Here is a 17,785-nt window from a genome sequence, read left to right as displayed (position 1 = left end):
CAAGGATTATTCCCGATTTTGATGACAGTTTCAGAGACTTTCGTCTCTGTTTATTGGGTTGAACCGACAGAGGGCATCGGATGTAGAATGGGATCCAAATTTACCGAGCGGACACATCAGCACCATGGCTGTTATCACGGACGCTAACCCTGCCTCGCAGGCCTCTGTCGCACTTGAGCGCGAAGAGTTGTTCCCTATTCGGGAGGTGTCGCGGCTGACCGGCGTCAACCCGGTAACGCTGCGTGCATGGGAGCGCCGCTACGGTCTGATCCAGCCGACGCGCACCGAAAGCGGGCACCGGTTGTATTCGATGACCGAAATCGAGCGCGTGCGCAGCATTGTCGACTGGATTGATCGCGGCGTTGCCGTGAGCAAGGTCGGCAAGATCCTGGCGAGGACCGAGCCGCTGAAAGCCTTGGCCCATATCATCCCCGATGATCTGGTCCAGGCCGATTACGCGCAATGGCAGCAGCAGGTGCAATTGGCCGTCAGTTCGTTCGACGACCGCGCGCTGGATCAGGTTTACAACCAGATCTTCTCGTCCTACTCGCTGCCGGTAGTGTTTCAGAACATTCTCATGCCTTTGTGGCTGCAGATGTTGCAGCGCCAGGATGCCTTCGGGCAGACCAGCGAGTGGCTGTTTTTCGACGGGTTCCTGCGGGCGCGGGTGTTGCAGCGGATCGTCGCGCTGCGCGGCACCCAGCCGCGCAAAGTGATTGTCAGTGCGCTCGCCGGTCAGTGTCGTGAACTCGAGCTACTGGTTGCCGCGTTGTTTCTCAGTGGCAATGATGCGGGCGTGCGGGTGCTGACCACCGGCCAGCCATTCGATGAGTTGGCGCTGGTGTGCGAGCGGATCAAGCCGCAGGCGCTGGTGCTTTTTTCCAACCACGCCCCCACCGCGGATTTGCCGCGCCGTCTGAATCGACTGGCCTTGAGTCTCGACTGTCAGGTAATGCTCGCCGGCGACGCTGCCGATCTGGCACAGGACAGTCTGGCCGGATCGTCGATCGGTTGTCTGGGCAATGAAGGGGCGACGATGCGTCAGCGCATGACGCAATTTCTCGCAGGTACGCTGGATACCTGAATTTCAGGTGTGCAGGGCGGGGTGGGTCAGACGGTGTTGTTGCAGGATGAACTGGCGCAGGCGTTCGGTTTCATCGGCATCGGTCTGGCTCAGCTCGTAGGCGTAAAAACCGTGCTCGGTTTCGCGCTCGAAATTGCCGCGCAGGGAAATCCGCTCATAACCTGAAGGGCTGAACCACAGGGCGAAATGCTTGGGCGGTTTGGTCTTGTTGCGCATTTCCAGCAGCACGCCTTTGTGCGACACCTCGTGCACCCACATCATGCCTGGCTGCCCTTTTGCGTTTTCCAGCGCGACCGGCTCTTCGAGGGTCAGGCGCCATGGGCGAATCATCGGCCCGTCTTCGTAAATGCTCGGCACGCCCAGACGCAGGTGCAACGCGTGGAATTCGTCTTCCACCAGATGCAGCGGGAAGGTCATTTGCTGATTTTCGAAGTTGGCCTGGATGGTCACTTGCTCGTGAGCCGCCAGGCGCGTGAGCAGGTCACGGATCTGCGAACCACCATTGACCAGCAGGCTCGACGTCGCATCCCGCACATTGAGCTGCGGGTTGTGCTGCATGGTCTGGATGAAATCCAGCTCATCCTGGGTCAGGAGGGCGTCGCGTTGCATGGCCTGGCTCGAAAGATATAGTTACAAAGTCATTGGTGATTGTAGTTAATGACACTTAGTTCGCAGTTTTGTTTACGCCGTTCGTCGCTTTCAACGCTGCCAGTTCCGCTTTCAGCGCTGCGACCTCAGCCTCGAGCTGAATTACGCGTTGCTGCGCCTTGACCTGAACCGTGACATCTTTCTGCACACCGACGAAATAAGTCTGGCCGTCATCAGCGTTTTTCACCGTCGAAAGCGACAGTTCGTTCCAGAACGGGGTGCCATCCTTGCGGTAGTTGCGCAGGATTTCCCGGCACGCCCCGCCGTTGTGCAAGGTGTCGCGAATCAGCGACAGACCGGCTTGATCGCGGTCTCCTGACTGCAGAAAGCGGCAGTCCTGATAAAGTATCTCTTCGCTGCTGTAACCGGTCAGGCGTTCGAAGGCCGGGTTCACGTAAATCAGGATGTTGTCCTGCTCGCCTTCCTTTTCGGCCACCACGATTCCATCGTTCGACGCGTTGATCACCATTTGCAGCAGACTGGCGTTGATCATCAATGAATCCTTTCAGTGTCGATAATGGCTGGCATTCTAGAAGTTCCAACGCCGCTGTCTACTGGCTATCACGGCGAATCGGGGCTGGATCGCGGCTTTTGCGTCGGACTGCTACTATCGCCGCTCTTTTTTTCAGCTTCAGGATCAGATTGATGAAAGTCGCCATCCTCTCCGGCTCGGTTTACGGCTCGGCCGAAGAAGTCGCCCGTCACGCGCAGAACCTGCTGAAAGACGCCGGTTTTGAAACGTTCTACAACCCGCGCGCCAGCTTGGCAGATATCCAGGCGTTCGCACCTGAAGCGTTTCTCGCGGTGACGTCTACCACTGGCATGGGCGAGTTGCCGGATAACCTGCAGCCGTTGTATTCGGCGATTCGCGACCAGTTGCCAGCCGCGTGGCGCGACTTGCCGGGCGCGGTGATCGGTTTGGGCGATGCCAGTTACGGCGATACGTTCTGTGGCGGCGGCGAACTGATGCGTGAGTTGTTCGCCGAACTGGGCGTGCGCGAAGTGCAGGAGATGCTGCGTCTGGACGCCAGCGAAAGCGTGACCCCGGAAACCGACGCCGAGCCATGGCTGGCGCAATTGATCGCCACGCTCAAGGGCTGATCGCGCGCTCACGCAGCAGAGCCAGCCAGGCCTGCGCGGCTTTCGACAGATAGGCGCCCCGGCGCCAGATGAAGGCGATGTCCCAGCGCAAATAATCTGGCGCGCGCAAGGTCAGGCGCACCACGCCCGGACGCTCCAGTGCCCGGGCCACCACGCTGGGCAGCAGCACCACGCCTTGCCCGGCGGCCACCAGTGCCACGAGAAAATCCGCCTGCCCGCTGCGCCCGCCTTCTTTCGGGGTAAAGCCCAGTTGCTGGCAGGCCTGCAGTAAACGGTCATTGAGCACGAAGCTGCGCTGATACAACAGGAACGGCGTGTCGGCCAATTCCTCAAGGCCAATCTCGCCGCGCCCCGCCAACGGATGATCCACCGGCAATAACGCATCGAGTTTCTCATCGCAGAACGGCTGGAAATCGAACTGCGGATCTTTCGGCAGCAGGCTCCCGCCTAACTCCAGTTCGCCGCTGAGCACCGCTTGCTCGACATTGCGGCTGCCACCCTCAAGCAATTGAATGCTGATGTTCGGATAGCGCCGGCGATACTCGGCGAACAATCCGGCGAACAGCGCATCGCTGCCCAGCAGCGGCAGGCCGAGGCGCAATTCGCCGCGCGCCAGTTGGCTCAGATCATCCAGTTCGCTGAGCAATTCATTGCGAAGGCGCAACATGCCCTCGGCGCGCTGCAGCACCACGCTGCCCGCGGCGGTCAGGCGCAATTGCGAGCCGAGTCGTTCGAGCAACGGCGTGCCGAGGCTCTGCTCCAGTTGCGCGACTTGCTTGCTCACTGCCGATTGGCTGATGTGCAGGGTTTTCGCCGCTTGGGTGAAGCCGCCCTGATGCATGACTTCGACAAAACTGCGCAGCTGTTTGAATTCCATCATCCGATTCCATTGTGGAATAGGGCTGAGTCTAACAATTCGCTTCTGGGATGGCAGGCCGCTTCGTAAAATAAGCCCCTGTAAGGAGCCCATCATGAACGCCGCATCCCTCAAATACCTGTCCCGTCTATTCGCAGAACTGGCCGTGTTGCTCGGTCTCTACCTGCTCGGCTGTCAGATCGCCGCGTGGTTGGCCTGGCCGATTCCCGGCGGCGTGATCGGCATGGCCCTGTTGCTGCTGGCGTTTGCGTTTGGTTGGGTCAAACCGGCGGCGCTGCAACTGGGTGCCGGATTGCTGATGGCCGAGATGCTGCTGTTCTTTATTCCGGCACTGATGAGTCTGCTCGACTACGGCGCACTGTTGCGTGATGACGGCTGGCGGATTCTGCTGGTGATCGGCGCCAGCACCCTGATGGTGATGCTGGTAACAGCCTTCACCGTGGAGCTGGCCGTGCGCCTGAGGCGGTCCCATGAAGCTTGAATGGATGCCGATGTTCTGGCTCGCCTTTACGCTGTTGGCGTACCTGTTCAGTCGCTGGATTTACCGGCGCACCGGGCGTTATTTGCTGTCGCCGCTGATTCTGGTGCCGGCGCTGCTGCTGGCGCTCGCCGTGCCGCTGCACACCGCCTATGCCGAATACGCCAGCAACACCCATTGGTTGATGCTGGTGCTCGGGCCGGTGACGGTCGCCTTCGCCGTGCCGATCTGGCAGCAGCGGCGTCTGCTGGTGCGGCACTGGTCAGCGCTGTTGCTGGGCATGCTTGCCGGCAGCGCGGCGTCGATCGCTACGTCGTTCGGCCTGGCCAAGGCGCTGGCGCTGGATAGCTCGGTGACGATGTCGCTGGTACCGCGCTCGATCACCACGCCATTCGCCATGCCGCTGGCGCAGGATCTCGGTGGCGTGCCGGAACTGACTGCCGTGTTCGTGATGTTTACCGGCGTGTTCGGCGCGATGCTCGGCGGCGTATTGCTCAAGTGGCTGCCGTTGCGCAGTGCGTTGGCGCGCGGCGCGTTGTTCGGGGTTGGCGCGCACGGCGCAGGCGTCAGTCGGGCGCATGAAGTGGGGGGTGAGGAAGGCTCGGTGGCGGGGCTGGTGATGGTGCTGACCGGGCTGCTCAATCTGTTCGCCGCGCCTTTGTTGGCGTCGTTGCTTTGACATGGATCCAAGGAGTTTGCCTGGCTGACCCGCTCAGTCATCAAGCTGGCTGGCAATGCAACTACGCGATCCTCTGCGCCTGACTAGACTGCTCGTACGTGCAGAACAATAAGAACGCAGAGGTGCATACAGTGAGCGTAGCCCCCGTCCAATTGTCCCTTGATGTCAAAGACCAGGTCAGTGCCGCGGAATGGCAGACCCGGGTCGATCTCGCCGCCTGTTATCGGCTGGTTGCGCTACATGGCTGGGATGACCTGATCTTCACCCACATCTCGGCCAAGGTCCCGGGCACCGAAGACTTCCTGATCAACCCGTTCGGGTTGATGTTCCATGAGATCACCGCGTCGAGCCTGGTCAAAGTCGATCAGGCCGGCCACAAGCTCATGGACAGCCCCTACGAAATCAATCCCGCCGGTTACACCATCCACAGCGCCGTGCACGAAGTGCGGCACGATGTGGTTTGCGTGCTGCACACCCACACCGCCTCCGGTGTGGCCGTTTCAGCGCAAAAACAGGGTGTGTTGCCGATCAGTCAGCAGTCGCTGTTCGTGCTGTCGAGCCTGGCCTATCACGCCTATGAAGGCGTGGCGCTGAATCATGAAGAGAAGGCGCGCTTGCAAGCCGACCTGGGCGAGAACAATTTCCTGATGCTGCACAACCACGGTCTGCTGACCTGCGGCGGCACCATCGCCGACACCTTTCTGATGATGTTCACCTTCCAGCGCGCCTGCGATATTCAGGTCATGGCGCAAACCGGCGCTGCTGAACTGATCGCCATCGAACCGCAGATCCTGGCGGGCGCCAAAGCGATGATCGCCGGCGTCACCAAAAGTGCTCAAGGCATGGGCGGCGCGCTGGCCTGGCCGGCGTTGCTGCGCAAACTCGATAAACAAGACCCCGGATATAAACTCTGATGCCTCTTGCCGAGATTCCTCTGTGTGTCTGGCGCAAACGCAGCCGGACGTTTGTCTTTCGCGGCCAGTCGATCCGTTACTGGACGGCGGGGCAGGGTGAGCCGCTGCTGCTGATCCACGGTTTCCCGACGGCCAGTTGGGACTGGCACTACCTGTGGCAGCCGCTGGCCCAGCGCTATCGGGTGATCGCCTGTGACATGCTCGGTTTCGGGGATTCGGCCAAACCATTGCATCACCGCTACAGCCTGCTGGAGCAGGCCGACCTGCAACAGGCGCTGCTGGCGCATCTTCAGGTCGAGCAAGCGGTGCATGTGCTGGCCCACGATTACGGCGACAGCGTTGCCCAGGAATTGCTCGCCCGGCATTACGAAAACCGGATCGAGGTCGCCAGTTGCGTCTTTCTCAATGGCGGGCTGTTCCCCGAAACCCATCGTCCTGTGCTGATGCAAAAGCTGCTGCTCAGCCCGCTGGGCTGGATGATCGGACGGGCGTTCAGCCGTGATGCACTGGTGAAAAGTTTCCGGCAGATCTTCGGTCCGCAGACCGGCCCAAGTGAAAGTGAACTGGATGATTTCTGGAGCCTGATCGAGACCCATCGCGGCCCGCGTATCCTGCACAAACTGATCGGCTACATCCCCGAGCGCCGTGTGCAGCGCGACCGCTGGGTGGCGGCCATGCAGCGTGATGAAATCCCGCTACGGGTGATTGATGGCGAAGTTGACCCGGTTTCCGGTGCGCACATGGTCGAACGTTACCGCGAACTGATTGCCGACGCCGATACGGTGCTACTGTCAGGTATCGGCCACTATCCGCAGATCGAAGCGCCGGTGCAGGTGCTCAAGCATTACCTGGCGTTTCGTGAGCGCCTGGAGTTGCCGCCGCGCAAGGTCGCGTGCTCCTGAAAGATCAAAAGATCGCAGCCTGCGGCAGCTCCTACACCGATCTTCTGTAGGAGCTGCCGCAGGCTGCGATCTTTTGATCTTTTGATCTTTTGACGCCCTCATCATCCCTCACCCTTATCGCGCACCATTCAGCCTCAGCCGTATTCGTTGTGACCCAAAGCCCTGTGCCTGACACTCGGACTCATTACTGGCCTGCTGGAGTTCCTGCGATGAATGAGTCCGTACGTTTCGAAGATAAAGTCGTGATCGTCACCGGCGCCGGTGGTGGCCTGGGGCGAGCGCACGCTTTGCTGTTCGCCCGGCACGGTGCCAAAGTGCTGGTCAACGACCTCGGCGGTTCGACTCAGGGCGAAGGGGCCAACGCTTCCGCCGCCGACCGTGTGGTGGCGGAAATTCGCGAAGCCGGCGGCATCGCCGAGGCCAACCACGACTCGGTCACCGACGGCGACAAACTGGTGCAGAACGCCCTCGACGCCTTCGGCCGTGTCGATGTGGTGGTGAACAACGCCGGGATTCTGCGCGACAAGACCTTTCACAAGATGGACGACGCCGACTGGGATCTTGTCTATCGCGTCCACGTCGAGGGCGCCTACAAAGTGACCCGGGCCGCCTGGCCGCACTTGCGCGAGCAAAACTACGGCCGGGTGATCTTCACCGCCTCGACCTCGGGCATCTACGGCAACTTCGGCCAGTCCAACTACGGTATGGCCAAACTCGGCCTCTACGGCCTGACCCGTACCCTGGCCATCGAAGGTCGCAAGAACAATATTCTGGTCAATGCCATCGCGCCTACCGGCGGCACGCGTATGACCGAAGGCCTGATCCCGCCGCAAGTGTTCGAACAGCTCAAACCGGAGCTGGTCAGCCCGCTGGTGGTGTACCTGGCCAGTGAACAGTGCCAGGAAACGTCCGGCCTGTTTGAAGTCGGTGGCGGCTGGATGGGCAAGGTGCGCTGGGAACGCAGCCTCGGTGCTGGCTTCGATCCCCGCAGCGGCTTCTCCCCGGAAGATGTCGCGGCGCACTGGCAGCAGATCTGCGATTTCGAAGGCGCGGCGCATCCGAAGGACAACATTGAAGCGCTGAAGGAAATGATGGCGAATTTGCAGAAGTATTCGCTGTAACGTTTGCCACGCCCCGCAAATACCGATCCCGCCGGTAAAGCCTTCGCCCATAAAAAAGGCCGCTGCAAACGCAGCGGCCAAGGTAAGACGTTGGATCAAGGAGCTACAAATCAACGTCAGTGAACACCGGGGCGATCAATCGAAGCATCGACTCATCTGAAATCGGTCAGCGCTGGCGCGAGTTGCTCAGCAGCCAAGGCTTGGTGCTTTGCGGCGTCTGCCTGAAAGCCCGCTCAGAATAAGCACTTGAGCCCGAAGGAAAAATAGCGATTCCGGACATGCACTGTTACGGGGCGTGCAACAGTCTTGATCGCGCCACAGGACTGTGCACGGACTGCGCAAAGTGTTCGCGCCCGGAAATATATCGCTTCGCTGTCTATTCTGGATGGTTGAGTTAGTTACTTTGTATGAGGCTTTTGTGCGGGTTATTTGTTTGTGAATTTGTCATTTTTTACAGGTGGTTTTTTTTTGTTTCGGTTAATACCTTGTAATCTATATTTGTTGAAATGAACTGGCGCTTCTTGTTTGTTAAAAATAAAACTATCTTTCGTTATCGCAGTGATGCGGGGTTGCGTTCACTGAACTTGAAAGATAGGACTTGAATATGGATAAGTTATACAAAAGCTTGATGCGAGGTTCTGAAGGTGCAGAAATAACCTGGAGGGCTGAGTGGGTAAAGGCCGCTGCCGCGCAGAATGATTTGTTCGCTATTGTTGAGGCGATCCCGACAGTTCGGCAGATTGCTCGGCAGGCATTGCAGCAAGAATTGCAGCAGCGGCAGAAGAATATCGATATTGATAATGTTTATATCAATATCACCGATCAGTCCAATGAGATTGAACGTCGTCCTTCGGGGAAACTGTCTGAGGTATTGCTTCATTGTCTTGATAATAATGTGCTGCCGAGCTATCTGGCTGGCGGCGGGGACGGTGTCTTTCACCTGCCCGATACCGTTGGCGAACAGATGAGAGTCAAAGGCTTCAGTATTATCGAGGCTGAGGAGGCTATTACTTATACGCTGCGAAATCTGGAAAGCAGCCTGCGTTCGGAGATGACCAAGTATTGGGCGGCTCCCGTAAAAGTCGCAACAACTGAAAAGACCGGGCTGACAAATAAACAGGCCTTGCAGCAGGCTTATAACGTTGTGCTGACAGCGGAGCTTTCTTTAAAAGCCATGGCGGGATTTCTGGATCACGGCATGGCGACGCGCTATTGCTATTTGTTGAACCTGGAAAACGGCGCCGGCGCTTATAACGTTGTGGTGAGTCCTGAATCCGACTCTCGCACTTCGCTTGTTCCGGGGTTTGTCCTCGATAATTCGATGCGGGCGGATCCGCAAATGAAACTGCTCAATGAGCCCACCGGTTATGTCATTCACACGCCAGGCAACGGCTTTGAATACTTCGCCAGGAATCTCGACGTGCATGCAACGCTGCTGGCGCGTGTATCGGCGTCCGGTAGCAAAATCGCTTTCCCTAAAGCCACGCAAAGTGTGTCTGCTCATTGTGTCGACGCTTACTTGAAGGGACAACTTGAGACACTTGCAAGTCTGATGCGCGATCGCAAGGGCCAGACTCGAGCGTTCAGCCGGGTATTGCAGGACAATCAGATGTTGTCGGTGATGCGTGCTGACATCGGTCGTCGATTCGATCAAGTGCAGGCAGAACTCAAGCGGACCGAATGGCCACTCTGGCTGAAGAACGGTGGTAACACTCTTCAGCAGCGTTACGTCGAGCTTGAGCACTCGATGGAGAAATATCACTCTGACTACCGGGTGGTTTTCGACAGGTGTTTCTCGTTTAAAGATTATGTCTTGCGTTGTTTTTCCGAGTGGGCGATGAGCGCGTTGGGTGAGCAACTGGAAGCCGAGACGATAAAGGTGCGCAGCGTCCACAAGATGCAACTGGGGGGCCGCACCCTAGAGCAGGTCGATAACCGGACCCTGACGGAATTCATCATCTTCGGTCTGCATGACGAGGGGTATAAAGCCGAAATCAGCCTCACCGGGATGCCGCCCGGCAGCAAGCTGTCCGCTGCTGCACTTGAGCAATGGTTGAACAACATCAACGTGCGCTCGCAGTTTGTATCCAGTCTTTCGGCTGATCCATCGCCGGAGTTTGCACAGGCGTATCGCGACCACTTGCACAGCAACATCGAGTTCGCGCTTTTCGTTGCGCGCCATTCGGGCATTTTCAGTGAAACCGAAGCGAAGGTAATCGAAAGGGCGCTGGCAGGTGACTCGTCGGTGTCTATCCGCGGATTGAAACTGAGCCTGCAGATTCCGGGGCCCGCCTTGAAAGGTGTGATGGTTTTTCAGGCACCGGAGACTCGGAACTATCTTGTTTATCTGATAACACCTGCAGGCAAGTCTGTTTTCATGACGTTTGCGGATGCATTCGCTCTGAACAAATGGTTTGAATCGGCCATGACCGCTGATCGTCAATACGCGGCGTCATTGATTCATCCGGACTATTTGCACGATGCCGGATCCTTGCGCGGTGCCAGCCGTCACTCCACCCATTATCTATATAAGCTGGATACCCAATACCCGGACCTTTTCCCCAATGGCACAGCGCCGTTGCTCAATGACGTCAAAGTCGCTTATCAGTCTGAACTGGCGTTACACAAGACCATTGCGCCTGCGCCTTACCGCTACCTCGGGATTGAGCCGCGCAAACGTTACGCTCGATTGAATACCGAACTGAAAGCGCTCTCCACCGTAGAGGCAAGGGACAATGCGTTCCCTTCTTTCGAACGCTTTACCCATGATGCGGTAAAGCAGAACCTTGAAAGCCTGTTGCGTTCGCGAGGACGAAATGTCGAGATCAGTCCGGATCAGATTATTGTCCAGACTGACGATTTTCAGAAAAGCGTAACGGATCTGCTCATCGAAGGGCTGTCGTTTGAAGCTGCCAATCCGGCATATCCGAGCAAGTATGACCCGAGGTATTTTTTGACGGGTGGCCATCCGGCAGTCGATCAGCTGGATATTCGCGATCTGTCCTCGTTATCGAAAACATTCCGTCCTGGCGACAGGTATACGGAAATGCTCAATACCGACTATCTGGACGGGAAGCATCCTGGCTATGCATTCAAGCGCGCCGTTCACGCAAAAAAAATTCGCTGTCAGATGCATTACGATCTGCTCTCCAACTACATCGATGGCAGGTTTGGGTCTGACATTTTTTTAGCGCTACAACGGGTTGTCGGGAATTTGAAAGAGGATGTCTATCACTACCCGATCAATGATTCGTCCGCAGAAGGTGATGAAGGTCTTTACGAATTCAATATCGGGAAAACAGGCTTGACCAAGTCGAGGGATCGTACGGTTGCGGGTGTCTACATCCTGCGGATGAACATTCTCGGCCAGTTCCACGACTGGTTATATACGCCCGATGCGCCGGATGGCGTTGCCTATCGACCCATCAACGATTTCATTCCATCGATTCGTTTCCAATATGGACCGATGCGCGATTACTACTTTGACCGGGTTGCAATCGTCGATCAAAAAGTAATCAATGATTATTTTGACGATCTTGCCGCAAGCGGGAAACCCCTGCCTCCGGTCAAGACGCAAGAACGCGCCAAGTTGAACAACCTCTTCACGTTCCATGATCGGAGAGTGCGTCGCGCATTGAGCGATATCGATGAGCGAACCACCAGTCTGAAGGAGGTTATCGCGGGACTGGTTTACGATGGCCTGATCAAAGTGGTGAATGTCATCAGTCTCGCCGTGCCGCCTATTGGCTCCGTGGCCGTTGCGGTGCAGATGATGAAAAGTGTCTACGACGGAGCACAGGCGCAACGGCGCGGTGACTACTCGGCGGCACTGGGATACGGCGCGGACGCGTTGATCGGACTATTTACGCTCGGCCAGGCGGCCACAGCCGGTGCGAGCGCAGAGGTGATCAAGCAGGTGACCAACGTTCAACGATCGTTTCTCGGTCTGGTCGATGATGCACGGTCGGCGGCGCAATTCGTCGCCGAGGCGGCGGGTCATAAAGCGGCAGATCAACAGTTGATCGATTTCTTCACTGAATTGATGAAGGATCGGGTAACCGGCATCAGCCAGACCATCGTGCGCTGATCCCCGGGCTGGCGCTTGGAGATCGCCTGACTCAACCGGCTTGCTCATACCCCATTCGCCAGCTCACGGCCCGCGACGCCGCCAGTAACCGCTGCGCCGCCGGGCCGTCTTCATCAGCGTGGAACAGTGAAGTCGGGCCGACGATGGTCAGCACCGCGGCGATCTGCCCGACTGCGTTGAACACCGGGGCTGACAACGCGTCCACCCCTGGCATCAACAAGCCGTGCACATGATGCAGACCGCGTTCGCGGATCTGCTCGCACAAACCGCTGTAGGCATTTTGATCGGCCAGTGGATGGCCGGCGACGGCGATTTCCTGCGCGCGCAACTCATCGGTTTCCCGATGCGGCAGAAAGGCACTGAACACCAGCCCGGTGGACGAACTAAGCAGCGGCAAAACCGAACCCAATTGCGTCACCACCGTCACCGCGCGCACCGCCGGCTCGATGTGCACCACGGTCGCGCCCTGATTGCCCCACACCGCCAGAAAACAGGTTTCATTCAGTTCGTCGCGCAACTCGGACAGGGGCAGGGCGGCGACTTTCAGCACGTCCATACTGTTCAGGGCTGCCAGGCCTACACGCAACGCTTCACGGCCGAGTCCGTAATGGTTGGTGGCAGCGTTCTGCTCGGCGAAACCACTGGCGATCAGTGCCTGGAGATAGCGGTGCACCTTGCTTGCCGGCATCTGCACATGTTCGGCCAGACGCGACAGTGAGGTAGAGGGCGACAACTCGGCCAACGCCTTGAGGATGTCGGTGCCGACCTCGGCGGAGCGGACTTTCTGTTTGCCGTTGCTGTCGCTGGTTTTTTCCATGGTGCGGCCGGGATCCGAAAACGAATGGGCGTCTTTATAGCTTGACGCTGGATAGCGAGCAAATTACGTTATGCGTAATCGAATTACGATAATAACAACCCCGGCGTGCGCAAAGCTCTGAGCCAGAGCGATGGGCCACTGCCGACTCCCTGTTCAGGAGGCTCCATGAACCTCGATTCAAACGCGTCGGAGCTGGCTTACCAGTCCGGTTTCGGCAACGAATTCAGCAGTGAAGCGTTGCCCGGCGCCTTGCCCATCGGCCAGAACTCCCCGCAAAAAGCCCCGTACGGCCTCTATACCGAATTGCTCTCCGGCACTGCGTTCACCATGACCCGCAGTGAAGCCCGGCGCACCTGGATGTACCGGATTCAGCCGTCGGCCAATCACCCGGCGTTCGTCAAACTGGAGCGGCAACTGGCCGGCGGCCCGTTGGGTGAAGTGACGCCCAATCGCCTGCGCTGGAATCCTCTGGATATCCCGGCCGAGCCGACTGATTTCATCGACGGTCTGGTTGGCATGGTGGCCAATTCGGCGGCGGAAAAACCAGCCGGCATCAGCATCTATAACTACACCGCCAACCGTTCGATGGAGCGGGTGTTTTACAACGCCGACGGCGAACTGCTGCTGGTGCCGCAACTGGGGCGGCTGCGAATTGTCACTGAACTCGGCGTGCTCGAAGTCGCGCCGCTGGAAATTGCTGTGCTGCCGCGTGGCCTGAAATTCCGCGTCGAGCTGCTTGATCCGCAGGCGCGCGGTTACGTTGCCGAGAACCACGGCGCGCCGCTGCGCCTGCCGGACCTGGGGCCAATCGGCAGCAACGGCCTGGCCAATCCACGGGATTTCCTCGCGCCGGTCGCGTCTTACGAAAACCTGCAGCAGCCGACCACGCTGGTGCAGAAATTCCTCGGCCAGTTGTGGGGCACCGAGCTCGATCATTCGCCGCTGAACGTGGTGGCCTGGCACGGCAACAACGTGCCGTACAAATATGATCTGCGCCGTTTCAACACCATCGGCACCGTAAGCTTCGATCACCCGGATCCGTCGATCTTCACCGTGCTGACCTCGCCGACCAGCGTGCACGGTCTGGCCAACCTCGACTTCGTGATCTTCCCGCCACGCTGGATGGTCGCCGAGAACACCTTCCGTCCGCCGTGGTTCCATCGCAACCTGATGAACGAATTCATGGGCCTGATCCAGGGCGAATACGATGCCAAGGCTGAAGGTTTCGTGCCCGGCGGTGCGTCCCTGCACAGCTGCATGAGCGCCCACGGCCCGGATGGCGAAACCTGCACCAAAGCGATCAACGCGGAACTCAAACCGGCGAAGATCGACAACACCATGGCCTTCATGTTCGAGACCAGTCAGGTGCTGCGCCCAAGCCGCTTCGCCCTCGACTGCCCGCAACTGCAATCCACATACGACGCCTGCTGGGCCACGCTGCCCGCCACGTTCGACCCGACCCGGAGATAACCCATGACTCAGACTTCCATCACCCGCAGCTGGGTTGCTTCGGCCAATGGCCACGCGGATTTCCCGCTGCAGAACCTGCCGCTGGGCGTGTTCAGCACTGGCGGCTCGGCGCCGCGCGCGGGCGTGGCGATCGGTGAACATATTTTCGATCTGCAGGTGGCGCTTGAAGCCGGCCTGTTCGACGGCCCGGCACGCAGCGCGGTCGAAGCCACGCACGGCGGCGTGCTGAATGCGTTCTTCGACCTCGGTCGTGAAGCCCGCGTAGCCTTGCGCAGCCGCTTGCTGGAATTGTTCGGCGAGGGCAGCACTCATCGCGGCGCCATCGAAGCCCAAGGCGCAAAACTGCTGCCACTGGCTGCCGATTGTCAAATGCACCTGCCGGCGCGCATCAGCGATTACACCGACTTCTACGTGGGCATCGAGCACGCGCAGAACGTCGGCAAACTGTTCCGTCCGGACAACCCGCTGCTGCCCAACTACAAGCACGTGCCGATCGGTTATCACGGTCGCGCCTCCACCGTGCGCGCTTCTGGTACCGACGTGCGCCGCCCGAAAGGCCAGACCCTGCCGGCCGGTGCGAGCGAGCCGACCTTCGGCCCGTGCGCACGACTGGACTACGAGCTGGAACTGGGCATCTGGATCGGTCAGGGCAACGACATGGGCGAGCCGATTGCCATTGGTGACGCCGCCGAACACATCGCCGGTTTCTGTCTGCTCAACGACTGGTCGGCCCGCGATATCCAGGCCTGGGAATACCAGCCGCTCGGCCCGTTCCTCTCCAAGAGTTTTATCACCAGTGTTTCGCCATGGGTGGTGACCGCCGAAGCGCTGGAGCCATTCCGCATGGCGCAACCTGCGCGCCCGGAAGGTGATCCGCAGCCGCTGCCATACCTGTTCGACAAACGTGATCAAGATGGCGGCGCCTTCGACATCGAGCTGGAAGTGCTGCTGCTCACCGAAGCCATGCGCGAACAGAATCTGCCAGCCCATCGCCTGACCCTGAGCAACACTCGCTACATGTACTGGACCGTCGCACAAATGGTCGCGCACCACAGCGTCAACGGCTGCCAGTTGCAGGCCGGTGACCTGTTCGGTTCGGGGACTTTGTCCGGCCCGCAAAGCGGTCAGTTCGGCAGCCTGCTGGAAATCACCGAGGGCGGTAAAAAGCCGATCGAACTGGCCTCCGGCGAAGTGCGCAAATTCCTCGAAGACGGCGACGAAATCATTCTGCGTGCGCGCTGCGCCCGTGACGGTTTTGCCTCGATCGGCTTCGGCGAATGCCGCGGCAAAGTGCTGGCGGCGCGCTGACAGGAGCGGATCATGGATCTCTACACCTATTACCGTTCCACCTCGTCGTATCGGGTGCGTATCGCGTTGGCGCTGAAAGGGCTCGACTACACCGCGTTGCCGGTCAATCTGATCGCGCCGTCGGGAGGCGAGCATCGCCAGCCGGCGTATCTGGCGATCAATCCGCAGGGCCGGGTGCCGGCCCTGCGCACCGATGACGGCGAGCTGCTGATTCAGTCGCCGGCGATCATCGAGTACCTGGAAGAGCGTTATCCACAGCTGCCATTGCTGCCCGAAGACCTCGCTGCCCGTGCTCATGTGCGCGGTGTGGCGGCGGTGATCGGCTGCGATGTGCATCCGCTGCATAACGTCAGCGTGCTCAATCGCCTGCGCCAGTTGGGCCACGAAGAGCCGCAGGTGGTGGAGTGGATCGCGCACTGGATCAGTCAGGGGCTGGCGACCGTCGAGCAATTGATTGGTGACAGCGGTTTCTGTTTCGGCGAGTGGCCGTGTGTGGCGGATGTTTATCTGATTCCGCAGTTGTATGCGGCCCAGCGCTTCGGTGTTTCGCTGGAGGCTTATCCGCGGATTTGTCGGGTGGCGGCGTTGGCGGCTGAGCATTCGGCGTTCATCAAGGCGCATCCGGCCAATCAGCCGGATACCCCTTAAAGCTTCACCTTGCCCCAATGTGGGAGCGGGCTTGCTCGCGAAAGCGGAGTGTCAGGTACCGGGATGCTGACTGATACACCGCTTTCGCGAGCAAGCCCGCTCCCACAGGGGAGATTCGGCGCCCGCCTAAAAAATCATAAAAACAAAACAGGTACCTTGCGATGCATAACCAGATTGCCAGCTTTCGCGCGGCACTCGACGCCCGTCCTGTGTCCCGCTATCAGTGGTTATTGCTGATCCTGCTCGCCTTGCTGCTGGTCACCGACGGCTATGACGCCCAGGTGCTCGGTTACGTGGTGCCGGCACTGGCCCAGGACTGGGGGCTGGAGAAAGCCGCGTTCGGGCCGGTTTTCAGCGCCAACCTGTTGGGCCTCACGCTCGGCTCGCTCGCGGTGACGCCGCTGGCCGATCGCTTCGGCGTGCGGCGAATCCTGCTCGCCTGCGTGCTGATCTACGCCAGCCTGACGGTGTTGATGGTGTTCGCCGATTCTCTGAACACCTTGATGATCGCGCGCTTCATCTGCGGCATCGGCATGGGCGGTGCGATGCCCAGTGCCATGGCCTTGATGTCGGAATATTCACCGCCGCGTCTGCGCACCTTGATGGTGACACTGGCCGCTTGTGGGTTTTCGTTTGGCGGTGCGGCGGGTGGTTTTGTCGCCGCTGGCTTCATCGACCGCTTTGGCTGGCAAGCGGTGTTCCTTGCCGGTGGTGTCACGCCGTTGCTGCTGTTCCCGTTCCTGTGGTGGATGCTGCCAGAATCGCTGCCGCGTCTGCTGCGCGATGCACCGCCCTATGCGCGTCTGCGCAAAGTCACCGCGCGAATGCTGCCGGACTGGCAACCGCCGGCCGCGACCGTTCAACAGAACGAGCGCGAGCAGGGCAGCAAGCTGACCGTGGTCGAGCTGTTCCGCAACGGTTATGCGCGCCCGACACTGCTGATCTGGGCGACTTTTTTTGTCAGCCTGATTCTGCTGTATTTCATGATCAGCTGGCTGCCGACGCTGTTGCTGGAAAGTGGTCTGAAACTCAATGAAGCCAACCTGGTGACCTCGATGTTCCTGTTCGCCGGCACCTTGGGCGCGGTGTGCATGGCCTGGTTCGCCGACCGTTTGAAACGCAAGGTGCGCCTGCTTTGCGCGGTGTTGGCCGGGGCGGCGCTGTGCACGATTCTGCTGGGTTTGAACCACGACAATCCACGCTATCTGGTGGCCTGCGTGTTTGCCGCCGGGTTCTGCATCATCGGTGGGCAACTGACGCTGAACGCCTTCGCCAGCAACTTCTACCCAGCGCATGTACGCGCCACGGGCACTGGCTGGGCGTTGGGGGTAGGGCGCTTCGGTTCGATCCTCGGGCCGCTGTTCGGCAGCATGCTGCTGGCGATGCACATTCCGGTGACGCAGATTTTCTTCTTCTGCGCGATTCCGGCGGTGATTGCGGCGCTGCTGATCATCCAGGTGCGCTCGCCTTCAGACACCACACAATCCCCTGTGGGAGCGAGCTTGCTCGCGAAGAACGATAACGCAGTCTGACAGGAACAACGGTGGCGCCTGCTTCGCGGGCAAGCCACGCTCCCACAAGGGATCGTTGTGATGCAGAAGAATGGGTTCACGCTGAACCCTGTGGGAGCGGGCTTGCTCGCGAAGGCGAT

16 protein-coding genes are annotated in these 17,785 nt (G+C 59.2%); 12 read left to right on the top strand and 4 right to left on the bottom strand.

What is annotated here, in order from left to right; translation table 11 throughout:
* Positions 1 to 124: 124 nt before the first annotated feature.
* Positions 125 to 1,084 carry a MerR family transcriptional regulator gene (locus J1G18_RS22140; RefSeq protein WP_096795375.1) on the top strand — a complete coding sequence of 320 codons (960 nt, stop codon included), beginning with the start codon at positions 125 to 127 and terminating at the stop codon, positions 1,082 to 1,084.
* 3 nt (positions 1,085 to 1,087) lie between these two features.
* Here J1G18_RS22140 and J1G18_RS22135 read toward each other — a convergent pair whose 3' ends face one another.
* Positions 1,088 to 1,693: a hypothetical protein gene (locus J1G18_RS22135; protein ID WP_027610872.1), complete on the bottom strand. Its 606-nt coding sequence runs from the start codon at positions 1,691 to 1,693 to the stop codon at positions 1,088 to 1,090.
* A 55-nt stretch (positions 1,694 to 1,748) separates the two neighbouring features.
* On the bottom strand, positions 1,749 to 2,225 hold the full coding sequence (locus J1G18_RS22130; protein WP_210558909.1) for a PAS domain-containing protein: 477 nt from the start codon (positions 2,223 to 2,225) through the stop codon (positions 1,749 to 1,751).
* Between the two features lie 152 nt (positions 2,226 to 2,377).
* Here J1G18_RS22130 and J1G18_RS22125 point away from each other — a divergent pair, with 152 nt between their 5' ends.
* Entirely contained in the window at positions 2,378 to 2,833 is a 456-nt protein-coding gene (locus J1G18_RS22125; protein WP_223008464.1) for a flavodoxin, read from the top strand.
* Here J1G18_RS22125 and J1G18_RS22120 read toward each other — a convergent pair.
* The gene (locus tag J1G18_RS22120; RefSeq protein ID WP_098967241.1) at positions 2,823 to 3,710 is read right to left on the bottom strand and encodes a LysR family transcriptional regulator; all 888 of its coding nucleotides are present in this window, start codon (positions 3,708 to 3,710) and stop codon (positions 2,823 to 2,825) included. The genes J1G18_RS22125 and J1G18_RS22120 overlap by 11 nt on opposite strands.
* Positions 3,711 to 3,804: 94 nt before the next feature.
* Here J1G18_RS22120 and J1G18_RS22115 point away from each other — a divergent pair, with 94 nt between their 5' ends.
* The 6 genes from J1G18_RS22115 to J1G18_RS22090 all read left to right on the top strand — a co-directional run bounded on the left by J1G18_RS22115 (position 3,805) and on the right by J1G18_RS22090 (position 11,891).
* Positions 3,805 to 4,191 (top strand): CidA/LrgA family protein, encoded by a 387-nt coding sequence (locus J1G18_RS22115; protein WP_027610876.1) that lies wholly within the window; start codon positions 3,805 to 3,807, stop codon positions 4,189 to 4,191.
* Positions 4,181 to 4,867 carry an LrgB family protein gene (locus J1G18_RS22110; RefSeq protein ID WP_027610877.1) on the top strand — a complete coding sequence of 229 codons (687 nt, stop codon included), beginning with the start codon at positions 4,181 to 4,183 and terminating at the stop codon, positions 4,865 to 4,867. Before J1G18_RS22115 ends, J1G18_RS22110 begins: the two co-directional genes overlap by 11 nt.
* A 131-nt stretch (positions 4,868 to 4,998) precedes the next feature.
* A complete protein-coding gene (locus J1G18_RS22105) occupies positions 4,999 to 5,781 on the top strand; it encodes a class II aldolase/adducin family protein (protein ID WP_096795378.1) in 783 nt (260 codons plus the stop codon).
* Positions 5,781 to 6,683 (top strand): alpha/beta fold hydrolase, encoded by a 903-nt coding sequence (locus J1G18_RS22100; RefSeq protein WP_223008462.1) that lies wholly within the window; start codon positions 5,781 to 5,783, stop codon positions 6,681 to 6,683. Before J1G18_RS22105 ends, J1G18_RS22100 begins: the two co-directional genes overlap by 1 nt.
* Positions 6,684 to 6,892: 209 nt before the next feature.
* On the top strand, positions 6,893 to 7,804 hold the full coding sequence (locus tag J1G18_RS22095; RefSeq protein WP_007968066.1) for an SDR family oxidoreductase: 912 nt from the start codon (positions 6,893 to 6,895) through the stop codon (positions 7,802 to 7,804).
* A 604-nt stretch (positions 7,805 to 8,408) separates the two neighbouring features.
* On the top strand, positions 8,409 to 11,891 hold the full coding sequence (locus tag J1G18_RS22090; RefSeq protein ID WP_223008460.1) for a dermonecrotic toxin domain-containing protein: 3,483 nt from the start codon (positions 8,409 to 8,411) through the stop codon (positions 11,889 to 11,891).
* Between the two features lie 31 nt (positions 11,892 to 11,922).
* On the opposite strand, the gene J1G18_RS22085 is transcribed toward J1G18_RS22090, so the two are convergent.
* The gene (locus J1G18_RS22085; RefSeq protein ID WP_097090409.1) at positions 11,923 to 12,708 is read right to left on the bottom strand and encodes an IclR family transcriptional regulator; all 786 of its coding nucleotides are present in this window, start codon (positions 12,706 to 12,708) and stop codon (positions 11,923 to 11,925) included.
* Between the two features lie 165 nt (positions 12,709 to 12,873).
* Here J1G18_RS22085 and hmgA point away from each other — a divergent pair, with 165 nt between their 5' ends.
* The 4 genes from hmgA to J1G18_RS22065 all read left to right on the top strand — a co-directional run bounded on the left by hmgA (position 12,874) and on the right by J1G18_RS22065 (position 17,666).
* Positions 12,874 to 14,178 (top strand): homogentisate 1,2-dioxygenase, encoded by a 1,305-nt coding sequence (gene hmgA / locus J1G18_RS22080; protein ID WP_223008458.1) that lies wholly within the window; start codon positions 12,874 to 12,876, stop codon positions 14,176 to 14,178.
* A gap of 3 nt (positions 14,179 to 14,181) precedes the next feature.
* Positions 14,182 to 15,486, top strand: coding sequence for a fumarylacetoacetase (gene fahA / locus J1G18_RS22075; protein ID WP_135294982.1), 1,305 nt, complete (start codon positions 14,182 to 14,184; stop codon positions 15,484 to 15,486).
* Positions 15,487 to 15,498: 12 nt separating this feature from the next.
* On the top strand, positions 15,499 to 16,134 hold the full coding sequence (gene maiA / locus J1G18_RS22070; RefSeq protein WP_223008457.1) for a maleylacetoacetate isomerase: 636 nt from the start codon (positions 15,499 to 15,501) through the stop codon (positions 16,132 to 16,134).
* A 161-nt stretch (positions 16,135 to 16,295) separates the two neighbouring features.
* Positions 16,296 to 17,666, top strand: a complete 1,371-nt coding sequence (locus J1G18_RS22065) for an MFS transporter (RefSeq protein ID WP_223008456.1) — start codon at positions 16,296 to 16,298, stop codon at positions 17,664 to 17,666.
* Positions 17,667 to 17,785 lie beyond the last annotated feature (119 nt).

The sequence above is a fragment of the Pseudomonas sp. MIS38 genome, assembly GCF_019891575.1.
Lineage (GTDB): Bacteria > Pseudomonadota > Gammaproteobacteria > Pseudomonadales > Pseudomonadaceae > Aquipseudomonas > Aquipseudomonas putida_A.
Note: the sequence above shows the minus strand (reverse complement) of the source record. Positions and strands in the feature narration are given on the sequence as shown.